Source organism: Vibrio sp. GLN_1, from assembly GCF_043106015.1.
Lineage (GTDB): Bacteria > Pseudomonadota > Gammaproteobacteria > Enterobacterales > Vibrionaceae > Vibrio > Vibrio parahaemolyticus.
On the sequence record NZ_JBICMD010000036.1, the window covers coordinates 677,710 to 699,057 of the forward strand.

The window sequence follows — 21,348 nt, forward strand, 5'->3', positions numbered from 1 at the left end:
CTTAGTTTTTGTCTAAGTTCGTATTAGGGTAAAGCTCGCTGACTTGTGTTTGCAGCTTAATGTTTTCCAGTTCTTCTTGACTGGTTAGCCCCACGCCAACTTGGCTAACTGCTAAAGCAGAAAGCGCTGTCGCGAAGCGCAATAAATCGTGTTTCGGCATCACTTGCATGTGACCCCAGCATAAGCCTGCCACCAGTGTGTCGCCCGCACCTACGGTGCTCACCACATTCATGCGTGGCGGTTGTGCGCGTAGCCACTCGCCTTGGTTTAGCCACATCACACCGTCAGCACCCATCGACACCACAATGTTCTCGATGCCTTTGTTGCTGAGGGTTTGTGCTGCCACTTGGCACTGTTCTGGCGTTTCTAGGTGCTTACCGACAAAGTCACTCAGCTCTTCATCATTTGGTTTAATAAGCCACGGATGAGCATCAATACCTGCACGTAGAGCGGCTTTGCTGCTGTCGAACAATACTTTTTTGCCTTGTTGATGCAGTTTTTCAATCCACGCTGCGCATTGCTCAGCGGTTACACCGCCCGGTAGGCTGCCAGCTAGAACGAAGTAGTCGTGAGTGTCTGAAAGGCGGAACAGTGTCTCTTCAAAACGAGCAATTTCTTCTGCCGTTACTTGAACGCCAGGAAAGTTGATGTCACTCACTTGGCCGTCGGCTTCAACCAGTTTTACGTTGATGCGTGTTGCGCCTTCGACTTCAACAAACTCGTTTTTTACGCCAATTTCGGTGAAAAGTTGATGGAACAGTTCTGGGTTGTCTTTACCCAAAAAGCCGGTCACCGTAACGTCGGCGCCAAGGTCGCTTAGCACTTTTGCAACGTTAACGCCTTTGCCTGCCGCGTGAAGGCTACTTTGTGCAACAAGGCTGACTGAACCTACCTTTAGCGCGTCGAGTGAGCCTGTTAGATCAAGCGCAGGGTTTAGCGTGATGGTCACAACTTTGTTTGTTTTTAATGCTGTCATTTGCGTGCCCCTTAACCTTCACCTAGGCCAGAAGCAATCGCGTTGCCGATAGACTCCAGCGCTTGAGCCGCGTCTGGGCCTTCAGCAGAGAACTGCAATTGGTGACCGTGTTTCACACCAAGGGCAATCACTTTCATCAGGCTTTTCGCATTTACTGCTTTACCATCACCATCTAGGTTTGCCACGCGAATGTTTGATTCGAATTTCTTCGCTTCTGCAACCAACATCGCACCCGGGCGAGCGTGAAGGCCATGTGCGTTTTTGATCTTAAAGACTGCTACGTTGCCATCTTCGGCTGGCGCTGCCACTTCTTCGCCTTTGAATAGCGCGAGAATCTGTTCTGCAGAGGCATCTAACAGTTTATTCTGTTCGTTGTTGAAAACGATTTTAGACAAGTTGTTCAGAATTGATTGGTGAGCGTTGTTACAAGCAGCAAACGCAACCAAAGCACGCACTTTTTGGCCTTCGTATTCGCAATCGTTGGCCGTCGAGACAAAAGACACACCGGTGCGAGAAACGTGCTTATCGCTACCAACTAGCCATAAACCGTTGCCAAGATGAGTCGGTGCTTTTGTCACGAGATCAGCAACAAATTCAGCGCCAGCACAGCCAGTGTTTTTCAAGAGGCCACCAGCCACAGCGCTCATCTGTACCATATCGCTTGCAGGGAAAAGCAGTTGGATAAGAGACGCATCGAAGTCCGCTTCAAGCTGAACATCACCATGAAGTAGGGCAATGATGTCTTCTTCGCTTTTTGCATCGCGAAGACGCTCTTCCACGCCGTCAGCGCCTAGCACTTTGGTCAGTTGCTTCAGAATGCCTAAGTGCTCGTCTGATTTTGCCGCGATACCAATCGCAACGAAGACTTTGTTTCCGTCACCCCAATCTACACCTTCAGGAAAGTGGTGAACAGCGACGCCAGTGGTTTTTACCATCGAGCGAGTGTCGGTTGTACCGTGAGGGATCGCGATGCCGTTACCCAAAAACGTTGAGTTTTGGTTTTCACGATTTAGCATGCCTTCCACATAACCTTGTTCAACAAGGCCTTTGTCTGTCAGGCTTTGCGCAATATTCTTGATTGCTGCAAACTTATCTGTCGCTGATTGCGAGAGGGTAATGTCGTTCTTGTTTAGCTTAAGCATGGTGCTTCTCCAGCCTTAAGGTATTCGTACCAATCAAATTAAAAATGTATTCAGTCTTGCTCTAGTTTTGTTGTGTCTTAGCTAAATCTTCTTTCGGTACTGAATCGATTCAGCTAAGTGGCAAATTTTTTAAAAGACTTAGCAAAATGTTTTAAAAATCTGACGCTAAACACCCCTTGAGCAGTATTGCTTAAAGCCTAGACGAAGACTTACTGCATTGCTGGATTTTGGTGATTTTCGTCAATTTTTAGATTTTGCTGAATCCTTTCAGCTTTTATACTGAATCGGTTCAGCTTATAATTCAACTTATCGTAAGATCGTTGATGTATTAATATGATCGTGCGCACAGAATAGGGTTGAGAATATGACACTGGATGAAATAGCCAAATTGGCAGGGGTTTCAAAGACAACTGCAAGCTATGTAATTAACGGAAAAGCGCAGAAATACCGCATCAGCGAAAAGACGCAAAAGAAAGTGATGGCGGTTGTCGACGAGTACAATTACAAGCCGGATCATGCCGCTTCTTCGTTGCGTGCCGGTAACTCGCGTTCGTTTGGACTTATCATCCCAGACTTGGAGAACACCAGTTACGCACGCCTTGCAAAACTGATTGAACAAAACTCGCGTAAGGCGGGTTATCAAATTCTAATTGGCTGCTCAGATGATGATCCGGAAACGGAGAAAAAGGTTGCTGAAGCGCTAATCAGCCGCCGAATTGACGCGCTATTTGTCGCAAGTGGTATGCCATCGGCTAATGAGTATTATCTCAAGTTACAAAACTCGGGCACTCCGGTTATAGCACTTGACCGTCCAATGGATGATGAGCATTTTTGTTGCGTTATCAGTGAAGATTTTGATGCTGCTTTTGAGCTTACAGAATCGGTACTGTCTCCAGAGATCAAAACCATTGGTTTGATTGGTGCGTTGCAAGATCTGCAAGTGTCGAAAGAGCGCGAACTGGGTTTTCGGTCTGCCTGCCAAAAAGACGATACGGCAATGACCGTCGGTTACGGTTTGCACTTCTCTCGTGAGGAGGGAAAAAAGGTACTGGATAAATGGGTTCAAGCAGACAGTTTACCTGATGCGATCGTGACGACTTCCTACACGTTGCTTGAAGGCGTCCTAGACGTGATGCTTGAAAAACCAGAGCTCATGAGTCAAGTTCGTCTGGCGACATTTGGTGATAATCGACTGCTGGACTTCTTACCAGTGAAAATCAACTCTCTGCCTCAGCAATTTGAGTTGATTGCTGATAGCGCGATGGAGTTGGCACTGAATGCCTCGGCCAAACGTTACAAGCCAGGTGTGGAGCTTATTCCTCGCAAAATTGTTAAACGACAATAGTCAACACTTACAATTTCACTTCGACCGTCAGCGACACAAACGCGTGATCGCTGGCGTTTTTGTCTTTCTCATAGGATGGGTTAATCAGGTGTTGTTCTAACACTTGATAATCAATCACTTCCGCTACCGATACATCCGAATGTGTATCAAACTCTTGAGAAAGCAGGATGTAATCCAGCACGTTCCCCGTAGAAAAGTGGTAGTGAGTCGCAGGGCGAATTTCAAGAGACGAGCCCGTTTGCAGATGCCAGCCATCCTTTAGTTGCAATTCAGTGACGCTGTCACTAAATGTTTCGGTAAGCACGTTATTAACGCTTTCTTTTGAGATGGGCTGGTTCATATCACCCATTAACACGGTCGGTATCGGATGTGCTCGATATTGTGCCTGCATCGCATCTCGCAACATGGCCGCTTCCCAACCGCGTTGCTGTGTAGACAACCAACGAGCCATTACGCGACTTGATGGTTCTGGCGTTTCGGTATCCGCAGGGCGTTGAGATTTGAGGTGAGTGACATATATGGCAATGTGACCAAGGACTGGGTGAACGACTTGCGCATAAATCGGCTTGCGACTGAAATCGGGTGCTTCATTTACCCCAAATGGCGTGAGTGAGTTTGAATCGAACTCTACGCGTTTTACATCCTCAATAGGAAAGCGAGACGCAATCGCGACGACGGGGCGAGAATAAATATACTCGTCTTCTATTTTTGGGGTATCGACCGTTGCGAAATACGGAAAGCCAAGTGACAAAAAGTACGCGCGGGTCTCTTCGACACTGAACACCTCTTGCAGACCGATAATGTCCGGTTCGAGCTTTTCTAATTGGTTTTGCGTCCAAGCAAGTTTCTCTCGCCACTGCTCTTGGGAATAAATATTCTCGAAGTCGTAGTAGGCGTTCGGCGGTGCGACAAAATTAAACAAGTTAGCCGTAACAAAGGTAATTCTGCTTGGTTGAGACAAAGTATTCGCTCTTTTTAACAATAACCTGGAGAGTATATACCTTCGGATTATGGAATTGCAGCCTCGTTTGAAGTTGGCATTGACGTAACAGCTTGCGAATGGTCAGTTAAATAGGTCAAGACGTGCTCAAAAGCCACAAAGAACCTACGATAGAGCATTGGCTGAGGTTTCTATTTTGGGGCATTGCGTTTAAACTTCAGAGCATCAAATATGAAGAGTAAATAACATGACCCAAGATTACGACCACGAAGAGTATTTAGAAGGCGACGAGATTGAAATTGAAGCGATCGGCATTGATGTTGATGCGCATCCTATCGAACTGTATAAGCTTTTTAAAATCGCAAACTTGGTCAGTGGTGGTGGCGAAGCAAAACATATCATCGAAGAAGGTTATGTTGCGGTGAATGGCGAGCTAGAAACACGTAAACGCCGCAAAATGTACGATGGTGACTTTTTTGAGTTTAACCAAGAATACTATGTGGTGGTTTGTGACGCGCCAGTGACAGAACCAGAAACGGCAGAACAAAAAGCGGAAAAGAAAGCGAAGAAAGAAGCGCAATCTACTCGTAAAGAGAAGTCTCGCCAAAGTAAGCCGCCTAAAGCAAAAGGCACAGGACCTAAATCAACGGGGCGTAAAGCGGCACATAAAGAGCGCAAAGCACAAAAAGAAGCGTTGTCTCAATCTGCTAAGAAAGGCAAGAAAGAAGACAAACCACTAGCAACGCGTGACCCGAAGAGTGGACGTAACTCTATCGACTTCTTCTAAGCGATAGAATCTTAGTGTTCAAACTCAAACATACCAAAAGCGCCGACATGTGTTCGGCGCTTTTTTGTTGGGAGAGTTTGTGTGGCTTATGCGGCATGAACGGCATGACGAGATAAGCTTAATGCACCGTGCATTGGCAGGTTGCGTATTCTGTCCAGTGATGAATTGCACTTGGTTTACCGAGATAAAATCCTTGATAATAATCGAGTTCCAGTTGACGCATGGCTTGCAGCTGGTTGTTCTCTTCAACCCCTTCGATAATTACTTTGGCCCCCATGGTTGCCGCTAGATCTACCGCACTTCGAATGGAAAAGGTATCACCAGCGCAATAATCGAGTAGATAAGAGCGATCAATTTTAATTATGTCAGGACAAAGCTGCTGAACTCGGGCAATGTCGGAATGTTGCGCGCCAAAATCATCGATGGCAAAGATAAAGCCATTCGCTCTCATTAACTGTACGGCTTTGATCAGTAAATCAGTATCGCCACAGGATTCTTCTACAACCTCAAACACCACATCAGACGGGGTCATACCCAAATCGGCAAGACGTTTGTAAAGCAAGCCGTTGTCTTTAAAGCCCATGTCTTTGGTGAGCGTGAGTAGAGTTTGAGGCATAACATTGAGAAAGAGCTTAATCGGCGTTCCGGCAAAGTGACGAGCGAAGTTTCTGATGTGCATGGCTCGGGATAAAAATTCAACACATAAGCGAAAGTAAGGGTCGATACTTGCGTTGGAGAGAAAAATGTCTGGGCGAATTTGAACGCCGTCTGCGCCATGAATACGAAGGAGGGCTTCCATTCCAATAACGCGTTGGTGCTTATCAAAAATCGGCTGATAAACACTGTGAAAAGTGAATTGGTTGATGACTACGTAATATTCCCCAAGACCGTCCTGTCTTATGTACTGTTCGTAGTCAGACTGTTTCTTTAACTCCATGAAAAACGCCGAGAATTTAGCATTGAGTCAATGTAACAGGATGCAGTTCCAATTTGAAGAATCAAATGTGTCTAATTGCATGTGCTATTGAGTTAATTTGAAATAGATTCCGATTTTTTCTCAATATATCGAAAAATGAGTGACAGACCGAAACAAATCAAGAAGTAAGAAAAGCCAACAATCAGCCAAATTTCAAAGATATATCCTGATGAGTTTGCCATCTCTGTCCCAACGAAAGTCATTTCTTGTATAGAAATTAGCGAAACGATGGAGGTGTCTTTCACCAAAGAGATGGTTTGACCGGCAAGTGCAGGTGTTATTGCTTTAAGCACCTGTGGCGCGATAACGAATCGGTACTTCACCCATCGAGACAAGCCCAATGAATCCGCCGCTTCCCACTGACCTTGGTCGATGCTTTGTAAACCTGCGCGCACAACTTCTGCTATGTAGGCAGAAGAAAGTAAGCCGACGCATAACACACCAGAGGCAAGATTTTCCCAAAGGTTAGAAGGTCCAAAAAGAAAGCTTTGTAGCGCATTTGGTTCACCGTTGTAGTTTCGTAGAAGATCTTCCAAACCGAGTAACGGGATCAATTGGTTAGAAATGAAAAAGTAGAAAATAAAAACAAAAACCAACGGTGGGATGTTTCTTACCAACTGAATAAACGCGTTGGCAGGTGTGCGCAACCAGACGGAGCGAGAGAAACGCGCTAAGCCCAACAAAGTGCCAAGCACTAATGCGAAGCTGATGCCCCAAATACTGAGCCTTAACGTCGAAATCAAACCTTGGAAGAAGTAGGGCAAACCACCGTCAGATCTTGGTGTAAAAAGTAGTTCAAACGCCTCTTTCCACTGCCACAAATAATGCACACCAACGCTGGAACGATGGTACAGCCAAACACCACAAATACCACAGATAATAAGCAGTACCCAATCGAGCGTGTTTAACCGAACTAGAAAGGAACCTGTGTTGGCCTTGGTGGGTGCTGTGCGAGTGGTGGTTTGTTCGCCCAAAAATTTAACTCCGATAGATGATGGAAAAGTAAAATAGATGATTCAAAAGTATAGGCTCGCGAAGACCACGAGCCATTTAGATTACTGGCCTTGCGCGACTTGGTCTTGCCAATCTAATGTCGAGAACCAGTATTCATAACGCTGTTTTAACCATCCATCTTGGGTTCTTTCTTCAATCCATTTATTGAAAAAGGCTTTTTTATCTTCCTCCCCTAAGCGAACCGCAAAGGCTTCGTTACCTTTTGATAGTCGCTCAGAGAATGGAAGGAATAGCTTGTCGCTGTGTTTCACTGTCTCATGTTCTGGTTTTGGGCTAGAAGCAATAACCGCATGGGCGTTACCATTCAGTACCTCTTGGAACGCTTGCGCGTCGTCATCAAATTGCAGAATCTTCGCTTTCGGGAAGGTTTCTCTGGCTACTTGAACGGTGAATGCACCGCGACGAGCCGCAATTTTTACGCGTCGTGAGTCAAAATCGGAGAATTCGCTAAAACCTGAAGCAAGCTCTTTGTTCGCTGCCACTTGAACTCCAGAGTGCGAGTAGGGCTCAGTAAACAACACGCTTTTGGAACGCTCAGGCGTGACCGACATGCCACCGATGATCACGTCGAACTTTTTCGCCAGTAGTGCGGGAATAATGCCATCCCATGCAGTCGGTACAAATTCCACTTTCAAACCTGAATCTTGTGCTAAGCGTTTGGCCACATCGATTTCAAAACCGATTAACTCACCTTGCTTATTGCGCATTGCCCAAGGAACAAATGTTGACATACCAACGCGCAAAGTGCCTCGTTCTTTGATTTGATCTACATTGGGAGTGGCAACGTCTTCTTTCGCGATTGTAGGCATAGCGATGGCTAGCCCTAATAATGCAGTAATGGTCGCTTTGAATAACTTCATGTTATCTCCTTATAATTTGCGCCAACTGGCTCCGAGTTTGTGTTCTAGCCATGCAGACAAGCCAGAAAGTGATAGAGTGAGAGCAAGATAAATTGCTGCCACGGTAAACCAAATTTCAAACGGCATCGCCGTCTCAGAGACGATGTTGCGTGCCTGTGTTGTTAAATCAAAAATCGCCATCACGCTTACAATGGAAGAGTTTTTGATCAAAGAAACCACTTCATTGGTCAATGGCGGTAATGTGCGCTGTAAAACCTGAGGCAAAATCACGTCTTTGTAAGTGTAAAACGGTGATAACCCGAGTGTTTGTGCTGCTTCGAATTGCCCTTTAGGAATACTGTTTAAACCTGCGCGGAATATTTCCGCAGTGTAGGCACCTTGGAAAAGGGACAATGCCAAAACGGCGGTGTTGAATCGGTCCAAACCAATCACGGGGCCAAACACGAAGTAGAGTAAATAGATTTGCACCAACAACGGCGTGTTACGTATTACCTCGACATAAGTGGTGCCAATAACATTGCCGACTTTCGAATCGCTAAGCCTTAGTAACGCGGTGACCAACCCCAACACTAAGGTGAAGAATAGACTAATAGCCGAGATGTTAAGCGTGACCAATAGCCCATCGATAAGTTCTGCTGGCCACCATTCGCCATCTTCATAAAAAGCGATGTAATCAGGTACGCGTTCCCATTGCCATTGATAGCCCATAGCATCGGCACCAGAGTCCAACACCCACACAATCGCGATGAAGAGGAGCATCATTTGCAGCAAAGCTTGAAGGATGGGTTTGATTACGCGAACTATCATCAGTAACTTAAAATTTGGTTCAAAAATGCTTGGGTTCGTGGATGCTTTGGTGTTTCAAATAAGGCGGTCGGTGAGTTCATTTCCACAATTTTGCCTTCATCCATAAATACCACGCGGTTCGCTACTTTTTTGGCAAATCCCATTTCGTGCGTGACGCAAATCATCGTCATTCCGCTTTGTGCCAGTTCAACCATGACATCCAACACTTCGTTGATCATTTCCGGATCAAGCGCCGAAGTCGGTTCGTCAAAAAGGAGTAAGTCCGGTTCCATACATAAGGAACGGGCAATCGCGACGCGCTGCTGCTGACCGCCGGAAAGCTGGATGGGGTATTTGCTCGCTTGTTCTTCAATATTGACGCGCTTGAGGTAATGTCGTGCGCGTTTTTCAGCTTCTTGTTTTGACAATTTGAGTGTGCGAATCGGCGCTAAGGTAAGGTTTTCCAGTACAGTCAAATGAGGAAAAAGGTGGAAGTGCTGGAACACCATGCCGATTTTACCGGGCTTGAGAGATTTTGCATGAGAAGGCTGGTCGAACACGTAAAGTTGGCCTTCTTGAATCGATTCAAGATGGTTGATGCAACGAATGAGCGTTGATTTTCCTGAACCAGAAGGGCCACACACAACGACGATCTCGCCAGAATGTACGGAGAAGTTGATATCTTTTAGAGCGTGGTAATCGCCATACCACTTGTTTACGTTGCTAAATTCGACGACGGGAGTGTTCTCTTTCAAAGGGGCACGCTTTTAGGGATAACAATCGCTCTACAATAACAAGTTGTGAATGCGATTTCATTAAGTTAACGCTCATATTCCAAGAGTCAGCGAATGGTTGGTTATATCGTGCGCAATAAAAAGGACCTGCCATTTGGCAGGTCAAGTCCCTGTGGAGCAAGTTATGGGGGAGAAATTCAAGGTCGAGCTTGAATAAGGGGGAGGTAAACCTAAGCTGCGATTTCTTCCGCTGGCTTCATGTGAGAAGACACATTCAAGCTCAGCAAGCGACACGCGTTGATTTCACCCATGCCTTCGATGGAGTCGAGTTGGGTCATCAAAATGGAGGAAATATGTGCTTCGTTGGCCTTTTGACGTAAGCATTCCACTAACTGTGGCGCGAGATCGACGTGGCTTTCTGCTGCTTTGAAATACAAAGGTTCAACACCGCGTAGAATGGTCATTTGTGCAAGTAAAGCTGGGTTGTCGCTCAGAGCCCAAATCTTAGTTTTACTTTGGCAGCGAGACATCAACAGGGGTGTTTCACCATGTTGGGTTAAAATCGCAACGCCAAGGTCTTGATGAACGCGAGAAGCCGAAATCATTGATGAAAGCGCGAAACTTTTGCCTGGGTTAGAACATAAGTGTTGCAGAGTATCCCAGCAGTCATGGTTGCATTCCAGCTCGTGCTCTGCACCTTGTGCGATGCGAACCATGGCTTCGACCGCTTCGATTGGGTATTTACCCGCCGCCGATTCCGCCGACAGCATCACGGCGTCTGTTCCGTCGATAATCGCGTTTGCCACGTCTAACACTTCAGCGCGAGTTGGGAGAGGATTCTCGATCATCGATTCCAACATCTGGGTCGCGGTAATGACAGGCTTACCCCAATGTTTAGAACGATTGATCAATGATTTTTGCACCATTGGCAGTCGTGCGTCGCCAATCTCTACGCCCAAATCGCCGCGAGCAACCATAATGATGTCTGATGCTTTAATGACATCATCCATGGCTTCTTTGGTTTCAACCACTTCTGCGCGTTCTACCTTCGCGACAATCTTGGCGTGACAACCTGCTTTTTGCGCCAAGCTGCGAGCGTATTCGATATCTTGTGCATTGCGTGGGAAAGAAATGGCAAGGAAGTCGGCTCGAAGTTTAGCTGCGGTGTCGATGTCTTGAATGTCTTTCGCGGTAAGAGCCGGAGCGGAAAGACCGCCACCTAACAAGTTAATGCCTTTACGGTTAGACAATTTACCGCTGTTCAATACTGCGGTTTTAATCCACTGTTCGTCACGTTGTACTTGGCTTACTTTTAGCTGAATGCGGCCATCATCTAGCAACAAAATATCGCCTTCGTTCACGTCTTGAATCAGCTCTGGGTAATCAAGCCCAACCATTTCTTGGGTTCCCGATTGTGCGTCAAGTGTGCCGCTCAGCGTGAATACGTCGCCTTGATTGAGTAGAACTGCGCCATTTTCGAAGCAAGAAATACGAATCTTAGGGCCTTGTAAATCGACTAACACACCAACATAAGTGTCGAGTTCGGCCGCAATTTCACGAACTAAATTCGCGCGGGCAATGTGTTCTTGCGCCGTTCCGTGAGAAAAATTGAGTCTGACTACGTTCGCGCCTGCTCGAATCAATTTAGTTAGTGTTTCGCGGCTTTCACTTGCTGGGCCTAGCGTAGCCACAATTTTGGTTTTACACATTTGTCACCTCAATCGACACTTAAAAAGGAAAATAGAAATCGGGGGGATTTTCTATCAATCTCGTAAGCACTCTTTGCAAAAGAACTTAAGACATTGGGGGAGTAAGCGGGAGTTGCCTCCCGCTTTAGTCAGGATTAGTGACTAGGGCGAGCTTCTAGCTCTTTTTCTTCAACTGGGTCGATATCAACCACTTTCTTCGCATTCCAAACTGTTAGAGCAAGAAGTAGAGAAATCACACCAGCAGCCAGCCAGAAATATTGCGCTTGAGAGAAGTCGTATTTAGTTACGCCATCAACCTCTGTGATTTTGATTAGAGAAGCTGACGCTAACTCTTGACCAGAAGCGGCGATGTAAGAGAACAGACCGATGAAGCCTTTCACTGCGCCAACTGCGTTCTTAGGCATCAAGTCACAAGCAGTTAGACCTGCAAGGAACACAACCAGACCACCGATAGCGAAACCGATCATACCGAGTGCTACTGCGTCAACGATGCGGTTATCTGGGCCGAAGAACATCAAGCACATGCCACCGATGTTCGCCAATCCGTAAAGTAGAGTCGGGATATGGCGGTTAGAGTTGAACACCTTGTCAGAGATGATGCCTGATAGGATTGCACCTGCTAGACCCGCGATAGGGTATGTAGACATTGCGAAGCCAGCGTCAATCAGTGAGTAACCTTTTGCTTCTTGTAGGTAAAGCACTGCCCAAGAAGACATCGCGTAGCGAGAGATGTACATCGCTGCACACGCTGCTGCAATTAGCCAAACGGTTGGTTGCTTCAGGATGAACATTTGAGCGCGACGAGTTGCTTGCGGATCGTTCTTTTTCTTGATCTCAGGTTCTTCGTCGAATGCTGTTGCTGAATCTGGCAAACCGTAAGTTTGTGGACGGTCTTTTAGGATGAAGAACATACAAATCGCTGCTGCAATCGCTGCAATACCCGCACCGATGAAACCTGCGCGCCAACCGAAGTAGCTCACTAGAGACGCCGTTAGGATCCAAGTGATACCTTCACCGATGTTACGTGAGCCACCCCAGATAGAGTAACGGCTACCACGTTGTTTTGGTGAGAACCATTGGAACAGAGACACACAAGACGGTGCTGAACCAACAGATTGGAACCAGCCGTTTAGACCCCAAAGCAGAACAAAGAAGAATGCCGTGGTGTTCAAACCCATGAATACTGCGGTGATACCAGACAGTAGTAGAGAGAACGACATAAATCGGCCAATGTTGGCATAGTCAGAAAGGAAGCCGTTCGAGAACTTACCAAAAGCGTAAGTGAAGAAGAAAGCCGAACCCATGATACCGAGTTCTTCGATGGTTACGATGCCTGCATCCAGCATTGGTTTTTTAACAACACCTAAACTCATACGAACTACGTAGAAGACGGCGTAACCGAAAACCAAGCCTAAAAATACATGCCATTGGTAGCGTTTGAAACGCGCTTGCATTTCCTCTTTCGAGCCATCTGAAAGAGGGAGGTCAGGGCGTGTTTTAAAGAAATTAAACATCTTGCACTCCAAGTTTTAATCACAAATGTTTTGTTGCAGGGCTATCTTGAAGTGACAGATTGCACAGTACAAAGGCATGAATTTGAGACAGAATTGACCCATATTGATATTTAGGTTGAGTCAAAAACGGGAATTTAGAACGTTAGGCTGACACTTGTTACTGATAGAATATGCTTAGTTCTGGTTGAAGTGCGTCAATAGTGACTCAAACATACTCTGTAAGATTTTTTGACAATCTTTCATAGATTTGAGTTACCGCACACTATTTAAGGTTTTTGGTTAATTTGATGGCTGATTTCAAGCAATTTGGGCGTCGTTTACTTCTTGGTGCGGCGCTTTATGCACCACTCACAATGGCAGCAGAAAAAGAGTTGGTGATACTCACGACCTTCTCTCAAGCACCAATCACTGCTTTGGTGGATGACTTTACGCAGCACTACCCTGATGCTGAAGTCCGAGTGGTTCACCGACGCACTCAATCAAGCCTGCAATTGCTCAGCAAAAGCTACATGAAGGATATCGACTTGGTGTTGAGCTCGTCGCCGTTTCTGATGCAAGAGCTGTCTAATGAACATCGTTTGGCTGATATGTCGGCGCGTGTGCAAGTGCCGAAATGGTTGTCGCCTTATCTATTACCCAATAACGATCAAGTCGTGGCGTTTGGATACTCAGGCGCCGGGATTGTTTGGAACAAAGATTATTTGGCCGCGAACCATTTACCAGAACCGAAGCGTTTTCAAGATCTGACTAATCCGCTGTACTTTGGTCACGTTACCATGAGCACGCCAAGCCGCTCCGGAACCACGCAATTGATGGTCGAGAGTGTGCTTAGTCAATATGGTTGGCAAGAGGGCTGGCGGATTTTACTCAATGTGGGAGCGAACCTCGCGACGATCTCTTCTCGCAGTTTTGGAGTGGCGGATTATATCGCCAAAGGTAAGTTTGGTATTGGGCCGACGATCGACAGCTACGCACTGATTGCGCAACGCAAGTTCGACTACGTTGGCTTTGCTTATGACCAAGACTTTACGCTGATGCCTACCTATATTGCGCAAATCAATCGGGGCAAGAGTGATAAGTTGGCAGAGTCCTTTATTGCTCATTTGCTTTCGAAAGAAGTACAAGAGCAGATGGAAAGCAGCACCTTCTCCAAAACAGCGCTTGACGATACGGCTCGATACGGTGGAGAAAATCCCGTTCTCGACCTAGAACAGGTAATGCCACGCGAAGCGTTAATCAACTTGATTTTTGATACCGCGATCACCAAGCGCTTACCGGAGCTTCAAGATGCTTGGCTCTCGCTCATTAAATTGAATCGACTTGCCGACGGAAAACCAGAGAAACAACGTTCGCTACAAGCCATTGAAAAACAACTGTTTGAATTGCCACTGAGCAAAGCGCAAGTAACCGAAATTGCGCAAAAGCTGTCGACCATGGATAAAGATTCCGAAGTTGGCATGACGCACTACCAAGCGTTATTGGCAGAGTTTTCCCATGAATTGGGGCGTGCGATGTCGGAAAAACTGGACAACGTAAATCAGCAATTGGCTCAATGGCGAGGGAAAGAGAAGTAGTGTTATACCCGAAATACAAAACCATTGGTGCCCGCTTAATTGCCGCTTTTGCTTGCAGCACGCTCTTGCTCACCGTGGTGTGTTTGGTCGCTTGGGCGACATGGAACAGCTTGGATAATCAGGTGCGCCTTTTGTTGGAAGATAGCGTGCCTAAATATAACGCCAGCTATTTTCTCGAAAGTAAAACCAGTGAAATTAACCGCCGCGTAGAAGCGCTGCAAGCGGTAGACAACAAAGTACAGCTGACTGAACAAGCCATGCAGGTCAACGAGCAATTGGCCGAGATTTCGACAGTTCTGAAAAGCAATAAGATGAGCTCGGAGTTTTATCAATTGCTCGAATCGGAAGCTGGCCTTGCCTCGCTACTGGAAAAGTACGTGGATATGATTTCAACTCGCATCGATCAAACTCGCCGCGTCGATCAACTGATGGAGCAGATTAACTGGCTTCACCAAGATATTCGCTCTGAGCTCAAACCGGTTCGACAAGAAGTGCACTGGCAGATTGAGCGGGTAAACGACTCGAAAGAAATTCAAAACTTGCTGGTGCAATTGAGTACTTTGCAACGGGTCATCGATATTGAATCGGCGGTGTACGACATGGCGATTGATGTTGCTGGCGCATCAATGCCGGAGCAGGTCGACAATGGGATGAAGGTGATTCACTTTCGCTTGATGGATCTGCAAGAAAGCAGCACAACCTTAATGAATCAGCCAACCTCAATCGCTTACAAACAGTTATTGCAAGAACTTGTGGTTGTGTTGAGTCCAGAAGGCGCGTTCGATAAACAATTGATGTCATTAGTGACGCTGAACGGCGACATTCAGAAAATACAAGAGCAAATCGCGCTCAGCATGGAAGCCATTCATGAACAAATCGGTGAACTGGTTTCTACTGCGGACCAAACGTTCAAACAGGTTAAGAGTGAAACCGCCGAGCGTGTGTCTTATGGCAACCACGTTTTGATCGTCTGCTTTAGTTTGTCGATCATGACGAGCATGTTCTTGACGTATTACTTCATCAACCGCCGCATTGTGGCACGTTTAATAGGGTTAGGTGACAGTATTGATGCCATCATCAAAAACGACCTGAGCCATCCGGTTGTGGTGGACGGCAATGATGAGATCGGACGCTTGAGTGAAAAGCTCATCGAGTACGGTGAAAAGGTACAGGAAATTCAGCGGACTAACGCTTTGAGCCTAATCAACAACACTACGGCGAGTTTGATTACCAGTGACCTCAATGGCGTAGTGGAATCAGCAAACTTAAGCGCGCGTAAGTTGTTGAAACTTGGTGAGGTTAACGAAAGTTATCCGATTTGGGAGTACTTCCCAGAGAGCTGTCGAGATCAACTAAAAAAGGTATTCGATGGTTCTCACTTGTGGATTGAACTCGGCAAAATTCATGTGACATTGTCACTTGGAGACGAGAAGCCAAAGTATGTGCGTTTCGATATTCGTCCTTTCGCTCATGGTGCTGAATACAAACTGATCATGACCATTACGGATGTCACTCATCAAGAAATGACCACGCGTACCTTGGAAAGTCGGGTGCTAGAAAAAACGCAAGATTTGCTACTGAAAAACCAACAGCTAGAAAATGAAATCGAAGAGCGTATTCGCACCGAAGACAATCTCAAAAAGACGCAAGATGAGTTGATTCAAGCTGCAAAAATGGCGGTTGTAGGGCAAACCATGACCAGTTTAGCGCATGAGCTTAATCAGCCATTAAACGCAATGTCGACGTATTTATACAGCGCGAGAATGTTCCTCGAACAGGAATCTCCAGAAAAGGTTGGTGAATCCATTACCCACATCGAAGGTTTGGCAACTCGGATGAGTAAGATCATCAACAGTTTGCGCCAATTCGCTCGCAAGCCAGAAGGTGAAAGAGAAGTGAAGTCTGTAAGTGTTCATGAGGTGGCGGAGCAAGCATCCACCATTGTGAACACGCGAGCGAAGCGTCAACAGATCATCATAGCAAACCAGTTACCTGATGATGTAAAAGTGCAAGGCGACATGTTGGCGCTAGAACAGGTCTTCATTAACGTCTTAGTAAACAGTTGTGATGCGTTGATGGAAAGCACAAGGGACGAACAAAAACGGATCCAAATGGCGCTGGTGGAACGAACCAGCCAAACCACACTGATTGCAATCAGTGACAACGGCATTGGGTTTGGTGAAGAGATTGTGCAGCGGATTTTTCAGCCTTTTGTGTCGACAAAAGAAGTTGGCCTAGGGCTGGGGATGAATATTTGTAAGTCATTAATAGAAAAGCATAAAGGAAGTATCTACCTCGCTTCCTCATTAGAAAAAGGTGCGATGGTTGTGTTGGAGTTACCTAATGAGCAATAACCCATATTCAGTATTATTGGTCGATGATGATCAGGATGTTTTGGACTCTTATTCGTACTTGATGAACATATCATCAATCAAGTCAAAAGCCATTAACGACCCAACACAAGCGCTGCAATATGTCTCTCCAGAGTGGGCGGGCGTTGTTATTCTCGATATGTACATGCCGCAAATGCATGGATTAGAACTGCTTCGGATGATCAAAAACGTCGATGAGCGAATCCCTGTCATTGTGATCACTGGGCACGGCGATATTCCAATGGCGGTTGATGCAGTAAAGCAGGGCGCATGTGAGTTTTTAGAAAAACCGATCAATCCTGCGGAGCTCTTAACACTAGTAAAACAGCAGCTTGAAACTCGAAGCAGCCAGGTGGAATTGCAGCTACAGGCGGAGAAATCTATTTCGCGCTCATTAATTGGTAAGTCTGCGCATATGGAGCAGATCCGCAAGCTTGTCGCCCAATACGCGTTACTGGACACACACGTGGTGGTTTATGGTGAGTCGGGCACTGGGCGTCACAGCGTCGCGGGGTTAATTAAAGACATGATGTCTAAGAGTGAAGAAACGGAGTATGGCTCTTTTGCTCTCAGTGCTAGCACAACAATGGATAGCATTGATGAGGCCATCGACAAACAGCAGTCGTGTTTACTTGTGTTGGAGAACTTACCTGAACTACCTGAAGAGGGACAACGGCATCTGGCTCAATTATTACTGGCGCGAGAACGTTGTGGGAAAAAGAATCTGCGTGTTGTAACGATTTTTGACTCAGAACCGGAAGAGTACATCACCAAAAATCAATTGCTGCCGGAACTGTACTATCTACTCAACCAAGGCGTGGTTCACGTACCGCCATTGCGTCAGCGCCCTGACGACATCGTGACGATATTTCATTACTTCTTAAAACTGAGTTGTAAGAAATTAGGCAAAACATTGCCAAATGTCGACTCTAGCTATCTCGCGCTACTGAGAGGTTATCCGTGGCCGGGCAACATCCGTGAGCTAAGAAACATCGCTGAGTTATACGCAATCGGAATTGTTAAGTTAACGGGTAAAGAGCGCATCTACTCACAAAATGAGATTCAGCTTCCATTGGATGATTTGGTGGACGATTTTGAAAAGCAGCTCATAGAAGATGCGCTGTTTTTGCACTCCGGGCGAATTACGGATGCGGCAAACCATCTGCAAATACCACGTAAAAAGCTGTATTTGAGAATGAAAAAGCACGGAATTGAAAAGGGCAATTACAAGTCGCGATAACAACAAAGCGTTTGAGGTCTACATCAGTAAGCTCAAACGCTTTTTTCATCAAAATTCAGAGTGGCGAACAACCATCTGCGGTATAGAAAATTAACTGATCACCGTGAGATACGGATAACGAATCACGATGGCAATTACGGACATCGCCATTAAAGTTTGCGCGGAATAGTACGTGACCATCACCACTTGCCGAGAAAATACCGAGTAACCACCAAAGCGCTCAAAAGCCAGCACCGTGCCGGAAATGATGAAGATAAAGCTTCCTAACACCGCAAACGAAGACGACTGCGTTTTCCCACTTAGATAATACTCAATGGCCATCCAACACATGGTCATCAAAACCCAAATGTAGATCGCGACAGGGATTCTTTCTTTGCCGAGGTCAGGTCGAAACAGCCAGTAAAAGCAAATGCCGAGCCCAAACAAAGCAATAGGAAGCCAAGGAGTGAAATGCCATGCCGACATTAAGCTAAAGCCATAACTGTAGGACAAATGAGCAGAGCAAAATAGGCTTAGACCAATGATGAACTTATCTCGCGGTAACATTAGTAGTAAATCACCGAGTAGTGACAACGATAAACCCACTAATATCCACTGAGTGTAAGGAAGTTGACTCGCGGGAGAATTAAGCAAAATGCCAATCATCACAAGTACAGGCAATGGCTTTGATACGTAAAATAGCCATTTCGGCCCTTTACGGACACTTATGATGTGTATGAATGCTAATACAACGACAACTAGCCACATATATAAAGAACTCTCGAACAGACAAACGTGAGTAGCGTAGTGCTACTCTAAACAAAAAGATCTAACAAATGCGTAAGTTAGACCTTTGATTTCAATTTTATTTTTTGTGTATGTAAAGCTAAACGGTCGCCACTTTACTGACCAACGCGAACACTTAATTTTGTGCATTAATTGTTGTTTTTAGAATGCCCAATATTTGAACGCGTTGAAGCTTACAAAATAGCATAAAAAAACGGTATTGTGACCGTTAAGTCACAATACCGTTAAACCCTAGAAAGGGCAGTGAACAGTTGTTGCTGTTATGAGACGGCTAATTCTAAAATTTCACGGCTGCGTTCAAGAGTAATCGCTTGGTTTTCACCCAGAACCGTCATTCCGTGTTTGTTGAGTTGGTCAATGATAGCATCGATCGCTTGCTCGCGGCTTTCACCGTAGTTGTCTAGTTGAGTTGCTACACCAAGTTGGTGGTAGAACGCTTCGATGGCTTCGATAGTACGTTCTGCAAGATCATCACCAGACTCCAAACCAAATACATTACGACCCATTTGCTCAAGCTTTGCGCGCTTAAATTGCATCTGGTTACGCAGCAGTGATGGTTGGATGATGGCAAGAGAACGTGCGTGATCAACGCCCCAAAGAGCAGTCAGCTCGTGACCGATCATGTGCGTTGCCCAATCGTGAGGAACGCCGCTACCAATCAAACCATTCAATGCTTGGTTTGCAGACCACATGAGGTTTGCGCGCCATTGGTCGTCATCGCGCTCTGCAAACTGTTCGCCAAGCGTTTTTAGAGTTTTTAGCAAGGTTTCTGCGTAACCGTCTTGTACCATCGCTCCAGTAGGCAGTGTAATGTATTGCTCACAAACGTGTACCCAAGCATCCACAATTCCGTTAATAAGCTGACGTTCAGGCAGCGTTTTCATTACATCTGGATCTAACACTGCAAACTTAGGCTGTACAGCAGGAGACATGAACGGCAGTTTGTCTTGAGTTTCTGCTTTTGTAATCACTGCACCCATGTTGGATTCTGAACCAGTTGCAGGTAGCGTTAGGATAGCCGCAAGCGGTGTTGCTTCTGTAACTTGATGCTTACCGATCATAATGTCCCAGCCGTCACCATCGTACTTTGATGCTGCCGCAACGTATTTAGAACCGTCGATAACCGAACCACCACCAACAGCAAGAATAAAGTCGATGTTTTGATCTTTTACGATAGCGACCGCTTTATCCAATGTTTCTTTTGTTGGGTTTGGCTCTACACCAGAAAACTCAGACCATTTGTGGCCAGTGAGCGCTTCTGCTACTTGGTCGTATACGCCGTTCTTTTTGATTGAGCCACCACCGTAAATCACCAAGACCTTTTGATCCGCTGGGATCGCGTCTTTGATTGATGCGATTTGTTGTTGGCCAAAGAAAATTTTGGTTGGGTTGACATAAGAAAAGTTCATTGCAGACCTCTTGTTTCCAGTTGAGGAGATTGAATACGTGCATATTAGTACGACTTTTTGTCGTGTTGTAGGTCGATTTCTGTAAATTACTTGCCTATTTCTACAAAATTGTTGTTATAGCGCTGGAATCGGAAACAGAAGAGAAAGTATAGTGAGCAAAATGACAACAGAGCGTAGACCGATTGACGGTTTATGGAGCATTACATGAACACATTAGCCGAAACCATGCAGCAGTATGTTGAAAAGCATGATCTGCACAATTTAGAAGGCATCAAGCAAACTGCTATCGAAGGCGTTTGGTTTTATCGCAGTAGCAAAGGCAATAACCGTCAACCATTTGTGTATCAATCAGGGATCATTGTGCTTGGCCAAGGGCATAAAAACATCCATATAGGGCAAACGCCAGTTCAGTATGGTCCGGATGACTATTTGGTGGTGGGCGTACCTATGCCTCTAGAGTGTGAAGCATTTGCCACCAACAATGAGCCTTTGCTCGGTATTTCTATCGACATCTCGCCCACGCTGCTGCACAAACTTGTGAAAAAGCTCGAAGCACAGAAATTCAGTAATATCTGCGAAGATTCTAAACGTTGTGGCCTCAAATCGGTTCGAATGAACGACGCCATGCTCGATGCTTGCAAGCGATTAATGAAGGCGCTTTGCAACGATTTGGATGTGGCGATATTGGGCGAGTCCTTACTAGAAGAAATTGTCTATCGAACGCTTGTAAGCAAAGAAGGGCACGTGTTGTTTGAATTGGCTCACCAAGAAGGTTCCTACGCGAGAGTTGCAAAAGCACTCAATCGAGTTCATGCCGAATACCAAGAGCAATTGAATGTCCAAACATTGGCGGAAGAGGCCAACATGAGTATCTCGGCATTTCATCAAGCGTTTCGGAGCGTAACCTTAGAATCACCTTTGCAATACATCAAAAAAGTGCGTCTCAATAAAGCGAGAGATTTGATTCAACTCGAAGGGAAACGAGTTAATGATGCTGCTCGACTCGTAGGCTACAGCAGCCCATCACAGTTTAGTCGCGAGTACAAGCGACATTTCAATGAAACACCAAGGTCAACAAAGGCATAGTGATCTTTATTTCAAAATGACGACTTTTTTCGCCTTTTTTATTAATTTGCGAGTCACTTATTTATTCGAATTATAAAATTAGTTGCTGGTGCCAAATA

General features: G+C 45.8%; 18 protein-coding genes. 6 read left to right on the top strand and 12 right to left on the bottom strand.

From position 1 onward, the window contains the following. Position 1: 1 nt before the first annotated feature. The gene (gene pfkB, locus ACF8OV_RS20825; protein WP_020842080.1) at positions 2–976 is read right to left on the bottom strand and encodes a 1-phosphofructokinase; all 975 of its coding nucleotides are present in this window, start codon (positions 974–976) and stop codon (positions 2–4) included. An 11-nt stretch (positions 977–987) separates the two neighbouring features. Further along, positions 988–2,118 (bottom strand): fused PTS fructose transporter subunit IIA/HPr protein, encoded by a 1,131-nt coding sequence (gene fruB / locus ACF8OV_RS20830; RefSeq protein WP_005498743.1) that lies wholly within the window; start codon positions 2,116–2,118, stop codon positions 988–990. A gap of 364 nt (positions 2,119–2,482) precedes the next feature. Between fruB and cra the strand changes: the two genes are divergently transcribed. Further along, positions 2,483–3,463, top strand: coding sequence for a catabolite repressor/activator (gene cra / locus ACF8OV_RS20835; protein WP_005454171.1), 981 nt, complete (start codon positions 2,483–2,485; stop codon positions 3,461–3,463). A 7-nt stretch (positions 3,464–3,470) separates the two neighbouring features. Here the strand turns inward: cra and ACF8OV_RS20840 are convergent, their stop codons facing one another. Next, positions 3,471–4,424, bottom strand: a complete 954-nt coding sequence (locus tag ACF8OV_RS20840) for an endonuclease/exonuclease/phosphatase family protein (protein WP_029810395.1) — start codon at positions 4,422–4,424, stop codon at positions 3,471–3,473. Between the two features lie 226 nt (positions 4,425–4,650). On the opposite strand from ACF8OV_RS20840, the gene ACF8OV_RS20845 reads away from it, so the two are divergent. Further along, entirely contained in the window at positions 4,651–5,190 is a 540-nt protein-coding gene (locus ACF8OV_RS20845) for an RNA-binding S4 domain-containing protein (protein ID WP_021448490.1), read from the top strand. A gap of 118 nt (positions 5,191–5,308) precedes the next feature. On the opposite strand, the gene ACF8OV_RS20850 is transcribed toward ACF8OV_RS20845, so the two are convergent. The 7 genes from ACF8OV_RS20850 to ACF8OV_RS20880 form a co-directional block, all read right to left on the bottom strand. Next, on the bottom strand, positions 5,309–6,127 hold the full coding sequence (locus tag ACF8OV_RS20850; RefSeq protein ID WP_005479128.1) for an EAL domain-containing protein: 819 nt from the start codon (positions 6,125–6,127) through the stop codon (positions 5,309–5,311). 92 nt (positions 6,128–6,219) lie between these two features. Next, entirely contained in the window at positions 6,220–7,140 is a 921-nt protein-coding gene (locus ACF8OV_RS20855; protein WP_025522757.1) for an amino acid ABC transporter permease, read from the bottom strand. 81 nt (positions 7,141–7,221) lie between these two features. Then, positions 7,222–8,040, bottom strand: a complete 819-nt coding sequence (locus ACF8OV_RS20860) for a transporter substrate-binding domain-containing protein (RefSeq protein ID WP_021454505.1) — start codon at positions 8,038–8,040, stop codon at positions 7,222–7,224. Positions 8,041–8,049: 9 nt separating this feature from the next. Continuing rightward, positions 8,050–8,847: an amino acid ABC transporter permease gene (locus ACF8OV_RS20865; RefSeq protein ID WP_203503106.1), complete on the bottom strand. Its 798-nt coding sequence runs from the start codon at positions 8,845–8,847 to the stop codon at positions 8,050–8,052. Continuing rightward, positions 8,847–9,581 carry an amino acid ABC transporter ATP-binding protein gene (locus tag ACF8OV_RS20870; protein ID WP_065766179.1) on the bottom strand — a complete coding sequence of 245 codons (735 nt, stop codon included), beginning with the start codon at positions 9,579–9,581 and terminating at the stop codon, positions 8,847–8,849. The genes ACF8OV_RS20865 and ACF8OV_RS20870 overlap by 1 nt, the downstream gene beginning before the upstream one ends. Positions 9,582–9,790: 209 nt before the next feature. Next, the gene (gene pyk, locus ACF8OV_RS20875) at positions 9,791–11,269 is read right to left on the bottom strand and encodes a pyruvate kinase (protein WP_203503102.1); all 1,479 of its coding nucleotides are present in this window, start codon (positions 11,267–11,269) and stop codon (positions 9,791–9,793) included. A 134-nt stretch (positions 11,270–11,403) separates the two neighbouring features. Then, the gene (locus tag ACF8OV_RS20880; protein WP_005397635.1) at positions 11,404–12,783 is read right to left on the bottom strand and encodes an MFS transporter; all 1,380 of its coding nucleotides are present in this window, start codon (positions 12,781–12,783) and stop codon (positions 11,404–11,406) included. 287 nt (positions 12,784–13,070) lie between these two features. Between ACF8OV_RS20880 and ACF8OV_RS20885 the strand changes: the two genes are divergently transcribed. From ACF8OV_RS20885 to ACF8OV_RS20895, 3 genes are read left to right on the top strand one after another with little or no spacing between them, the layout of a single operon-like run. Then, positions 13,071–14,357, top strand: a complete 1,287-nt coding sequence (locus ACF8OV_RS20885; protein WP_029802462.1) for an ABC transporter substrate-binding protein — start codon at positions 13,071–13,073, stop codon at positions 14,355–14,357. Continuing rightward, entirely contained in the window at positions 14,357–16,711 is a 2,355-nt protein-coding gene (locus ACF8OV_RS20890; protein ID WP_203503099.1) for an ATP-binding protein, read from the top strand. Before ACF8OV_RS20885 ends, ACF8OV_RS20890 begins: the two co-directional genes overlap by 1 nt. Next, complete coding sequence (locus ACF8OV_RS20895) at positions 16,701–17,969, top strand: sigma-54 dependent transcriptional regulator (protein WP_029861938.1); 1,269 nt, start codon at positions 16,701–16,703, stop codon at positions 17,967–17,969. The genes ACF8OV_RS20890 and ACF8OV_RS20895 overlap by 11 nt, the downstream gene beginning before the upstream one ends. Before the next feature lie 90 nt (positions 17,970–18,059). On the opposite strand, the gene ACF8OV_RS20900 is transcribed toward ACF8OV_RS20895, so the two are convergent. Both ACF8OV_RS20900 and ACF8OV_RS20905 read right to left on the bottom strand, forming a co-directional pair. Continuing rightward, positions 18,060–18,716, bottom strand: a complete 657-nt coding sequence (locus tag ACF8OV_RS20900; RefSeq protein WP_005454274.1) for a lysoplasmalogenase — start codon at positions 18,714–18,716, stop codon at positions 18,060–18,062. A 299-nt stretch (positions 18,717–19,015) separates the two neighbouring features. Beyond that, the gene (locus tag ACF8OV_RS20905; RefSeq protein ID WP_203503096.1) at positions 19,016–20,164 is read right to left on the bottom strand and encodes an iron-containing alcohol dehydrogenase; all 1,149 of its coding nucleotides are present in this window, start codon (positions 20,162–20,164) and stop codon (positions 19,016–19,018) included. A 204-nt stretch (positions 20,165–20,368) separates the two neighbouring features. Here ACF8OV_RS20905 and ACF8OV_RS20910 point away from each other — a divergent pair, with 204 nt between their 5' ends. Next, positions 20,369–21,250 (top strand): AraC family transcriptional regulator, encoded by an 882-nt coding sequence (locus ACF8OV_RS20910; RefSeq protein WP_180768620.1) that lies wholly within the window; start codon positions 20,369–20,371, stop codon positions 21,248–21,250. Positions 21,251–21,348 lie beyond the last annotated feature (98 nt).

What these genes read in the sequence shown, in the direction of transcription:
- pfkB (WP_020842080.1), bottom strand. Translation starts at nt 976, where the DNA reads ATGACAGCATTAAAAACAAACAAAGTTGTGACCATCACGCTAAACCCT.
- fruB (WP_005498743.1), bottom strand. Translation starts at nt 2,118, where the DNA reads ATGCTTAAGCTAAACAAGAACGACATTACCCTCTCGCAATCAGCGACA.
- cra (WP_005454171.1), top strand. Translation starts at nt 2,483, where the DNA reads ATGACACTGGATGAAATAGCCAAATTGGCAGGGGTTTCAAAGACAACT.
- ACF8OV_RS20845 (WP_021448490.1), top strand. Translation starts at nt 4,651, where the DNA reads ATGACCCAAGATTACGACCACGAAGAGTATTTAGAAGGCGACGAGATT.
- ACF8OV_RS20850 (WP_005479128.1), bottom strand. Translation starts at nt 6,127, where the DNA reads ATGGAGTTAAAGAAACAGTCTGACTACGAACAGTACATAAGACAGGAC.
- ACF8OV_RS20860 (WP_021454505.1), bottom strand. Translation starts at nt 8,040, where the DNA reads ATGAAGTTATTCAAAGCGACCATTACTGCATTATTAGGGCTAGCCATC.
- ACF8OV_RS20865 (WP_203503106.1), bottom strand. Translation starts at nt 8,847, where the DNA reads ATGATAGTTCGCGTAATCAAACCCATCCTTCAAGCTTTGCTGCAAATG.
- pyk (WP_203503102.1), bottom strand. Translation starts at nt 11,269, where the DNA reads ATGTGTAAAACCAAAATTGTGGCTACGCTAGGCCCAGCAAGTGAAAGC.
- ACF8OV_RS20880 (WP_005397635.1), bottom strand. Translation starts at nt 12,783, where the DNA reads ATGTTTAATTTCTTTAAAACACGCCCTGACCTCCCTCTTTCAGATGGC.
- ACF8OV_RS20885 (WP_029802462.1), top strand. Translation starts at nt 13,071, where the DNA reads ATGGCTGATTTCAAGCAATTTGGGCGTCGTTTACTTCTTGGTGCGGCG.
- ACF8OV_RS20895 (WP_029861938.1), top strand. Translation starts at nt 16,701, where the DNA reads ATGAGCAATAACCCATATTCAGTATTATTGGTCGATGATGATCAGGAT.
- ACF8OV_RS20900 (WP_005454274.1), bottom strand. Translation starts at nt 18,716, where the DNA reads ATGTGGCTAGTTGTCGTTGTATTAGCATTCATACACATCATAAGTGTC.
- ACF8OV_RS20905 (WP_203503096.1), bottom strand. Translation starts at nt 20,164, where the DNA reads ATGAACTTTTCTTATGTCAACCCAACCAAAATTTTCTTTGGCCAACAA.
- ACF8OV_RS20910 (WP_180768620.1), top strand. Translation starts at nt 20,369, where the DNA reads ATGAACACATTAGCCGAAACCATGCAGCAGTATGTTGAAAAGCATGAT.